This is a genomic window from Leptospira alstonii serovar Sichuan str. 79601 (assembly GCF_000347175.1).
Lineage (GTDB): Bacteria > Spirochaetota > Leptospiria > Leptospirales > Leptospiraceae > Leptospira > Leptospira alstonii.
Genome location: NZ_ANIK01000011.1, coordinates 1 through 3423 on the forward strand (window position 1 = coordinate 1; position 3423 = coordinate 3423).

Here is a 3423-nt window from a genome sequence, read left to right on the forward strand (position 1 = left end):
AATTCTATGCCCGAAAATATATTAAATCGAAAATTAGCCCAATATGGTCTTATGTAAAAAAAAATAGCGGGAGGGCTTGACACAAGAAACATAGGAGAGAGCGTTTCAGCCAACGAGCAGCAGAGCGTCGCGAGTGGCTCACAACGCAGTTGGGAAATCAACGCGATCCATAGAGAGCGTTTCAGCCAACGAGCAGCGGAGCATTACCGAGCGATCCGTTGAAATAGGTGCCTCATTCTCGGAAACTCAAAACCTTGGTCCTAACATCGAAAACGTAGGAATTTTCACATGTACGGTTTCGGAACAAGCGCTAAGACAAAATCTTAGTGCCGGGAATTTCCAATACGAATTTAGAACCGAATACTTTGGAAGGAGTCGTAAAACCGGCTTGGAATTTTCCTTTTTCCACCTTTGCAACGGCGGCTAACGCAGATTCGATCGTAAACTCGTAAACTTCCGAGCAACCCATCCGAATGGAAACTCGTTTCGAATTCGCTTCGGTCCAAACCTCTCCCCAAAGAAGAATCGTTCCCTGTTTCCTTTTTTTTTCGTCGGGACCGCTCGCGATCAGCTCCACAAATTTCTGCATTCCCTTTAAGATCAGGGAATTTTTTAAGAAAAAGGCGGTAGGTTGTAATAATTTCAAAATCCGAGTTTGAAACTCGGGAAAAGAAGAATATACGGTAATATTCGGAATTCCGGTGGAAATAAACGATGTAAAAACGTCTCCCCAAGGAATCGAAAAAAACTCCGCATAACGCCCGTTAATCTCCACGATCTTTTTCAAACTCAATTGAGGAATCGTTTCTATCTTTCCGTTTCTTCTTACCTTACTTCCGTACGGAAGCTGAACGAGCGCGCTCTTCAGAGTTCCTTTGGATATATCCGTAAAACCCGAAAATCCCAGTTCCAAAAAATGAGACTTCGGCAGTTTTTCTTTGAGCATCGCCGCAAGGCAATCCGTCGGAACGATATCAAATCCCACTCCCGGAAGAAGCATTACCTTTTTTGCAAGCGCCTTGGAGGATAAGGAATAAAGCATTTCATAGACCGAAATTTCTCCGGTGATATCCAAATAATGAACTCCGGCTTCGATACATGCGTTCGCCATCGGAAACGCAGTTTCTATAAAAGGCCCGGCGCAATGTAAGACTAAGAAGTTATCGGATATTTGATTTTGAACTTCTTTCGGATTCTCCAAAGAAAATATTCTGAACGGAAGACCCAGTTTTTCGGCAAGAGGTCGAATCTTGGATTCGGATCTTCCCGCAAGGATCGGCTTTTGCCCCCTTTCCACAGCCCTTCTTGCAATCAATTCCCCCGTGTAACCGTTTGCTCCGTATAAAAGCCAATTCTTTTTCCGAGTTGCCATAAGGACCAAATTTTTCTTGGACGGAAGAATTAGTCAAGTTTTGACGGAGGTTCCAATGGGATACGATTTTAGAACCGATTCTTAAAAACGAATTCGGAACCGCGCTCTTTAAACGGTAATGTAGAATTTTAAAATCCACTCCAAAACTCGAATTTTCCATTACGCTTGTCTATCCTTTGAAATCAGTTTCGGCACGAAGACAAATTCAAAACATTTCGGAATTTTGATTTGAATACGGTTTCGAAAAGAAATCATACTTCCATCCGCCAGAGACATTCAATAAGTAATATGAATAGTATTTTAGATAAGTATTAAATTCTAATGAATATTTTCAAAGTATGTTCGGTACGAAGATCAACCGCCCCAACACTTCGTTAAATTTTTCAAATTTTGGAAGTAAGAGCTTGTCCTAAAAGCCATCGAACGATCCAGTGAGATGCCCGAGTTTCTTCGAGCGCCAATAAAAGCGGATACACTTTAGTTTTGCCAAAACGCGGGAGTTCCCACGTTTCAAGTGGCGAGGGTTTACCACTAGGACTTTACATACATAACATACAACCGTTCTTAATTCCTATCCACTCGTCCCTAACATCGAATATGTAAAGTTCTCACATTGAACGGTTTTGGGAAAAACTCTCAAGGTTCAAAAGGGAGATTCCGGATAATTCATTGCCATATCATCATTCGGCTTCGTTGTCTTGTTATGGAATCAATCCCATTGGGGATATTACCTTTCACGTCCGTCAATACCGAATTCGATCCAAGAAGTTCGTCAATTGCAATCCGCATTGCATTTTGAATCGTCTTATCTCCGACCTTGTAATCTTGAACCGCGAAATCGTGATCGAAGCCAACATACCTCGACTCGAAATTATTACGATGACCCACAGACAAGAATCGACTACTATTTGGACGATATTCGATTCTATCCGAATGAAACGCCTTGGCGAGAAGCGCTAAAAAAAACTTCGTTCCGTCTGAATGCCTCCAAGGGCATGGCAATCCATGATTTCATCGAAAAAAATTATACATTTGAACGCTCCGAAAAGGGATATGCTCCCTGTCCTTTCTATAAGTCGGATATATTTGAATTCACAAATGATCGCGGAGACCGAATCTATTATGTGAGTTATTCCACGCAACAATTGTCAAACGATCACTATGCATATTATGAATTCATAATTCATGAGAATGTGGCGGGATACAAGATCAATCCAGTCGTTTTTTTTACGACATAGCAGGGATAGAAGGGCTGGAGTTTCCTTTCATTATGCTACTCTTTAACGTCCTTTATATATTTGCCTCGGGAGCTATGGCTAGTATAAACCGAATTAAAATCTGATATTCCTTTGAATGTTTCGGAACGAACGGGGGAGACTACGGCAGATCCGAATGGAAGGACTATCAAATGTCGACGAACGTCGCCGGTGTCAGTAAAACGTGTACGATCTAAACGAGGTTTTGTTTCCGGATCGGAGCGGGCTTTGAGACAATAGATCGGTTTGAGATTAAATCAATCGAAAGAAGTCGACGTCGACTTTTAGGATTTCGAATTTTAATTTGAAAAATCCGTCGATATATTCATCCGATCGATTTCCGTCTTTCCCACTTCAAACTTCACCGGATTTTCTGAGTCCGCAATCTCAACCACCACACAAAAGTGGCCCTTCAGGAAAAATCATGGGTAAACGTCCAAACCGCCTAAATGAAAGAGAATAGCGACGCGGAAGAAATCGAAATTTCTGAAGCCTCTTGCATTCGATTTAATTTTCTGAATACTTGAATTAATACTTTCCGAACCAGCGTTTGTGATTCGATGAGCGAAGTAGGTAAGGATATATTTAATGTTTTTATAAAGCATCTTAGCGACTTTAATAATAGGTTTAAGTTTAGAATGAGTAGCCCAAAAATACCAACGTTTGAAAAACTTTTCCGCATTACCTTTATAGCTGTAAGACCAAAAATAACGAAAGGCTTCTTTTATCTGCCATCCTTTCCCGACTTTATACAGATTTAGTTTAAGAGAATTGAAAGCTTCCTTTTGCTTATCA

General features: G+C 41.0%; 2 protein-coding genes and 1 pseudogene. 1 reads left to right on the forward strand and 2 read right to left on the reverse strand.

Going from position 1 to position 3423, the window contains the following annotated elements:
• Positions 1–310 precede the first annotated feature (310 nt).
• On the reverse strand, positions 311–1372 hold the full coding sequence (locus tag LEP1GSC194_RS02870; protein ID WP_020772224.1) for a saccharopine dehydrogenase family protein: 1062 nt from the start codon (positions 1370–1372) through the stop codon (positions 311–313).
• A gap of 680 nt (positions 1373–2052) precedes the next feature.
• Between LEP1GSC194_RS02870 and LEP1GSC194_RS22855 the strand changes: the two are divergent.
• A pseudogene (locus tag LEP1GSC194_RS22855) lies at positions 2053–2714 on the forward strand (hypothetical protein); the annotation flags it as partial.
• Between the two features lie 336 nt (positions 2715–3050).
• Here LEP1GSC194_RS22855 and LEP1GSC194_RS21045 read toward each other — a convergent pair.
• Positions 3051–3423: ISL3 family transposase (locus LEP1GSC194_RS21045; protein ID WP_020771784.1), on the reverse strand; the 373-nt coding region annotated here is incomplete at its 5' end.

Excerpts from the sequence above, each read along its gene's own strand:
- LEP1GSC194_RS02870 (WP_020772224.1), bottom strand. The coding sequence starts at position 1,372 with ATGGCAACTCGGAAAAAGAATTGGCTTTTATACGGAGCAAACGGTTAC.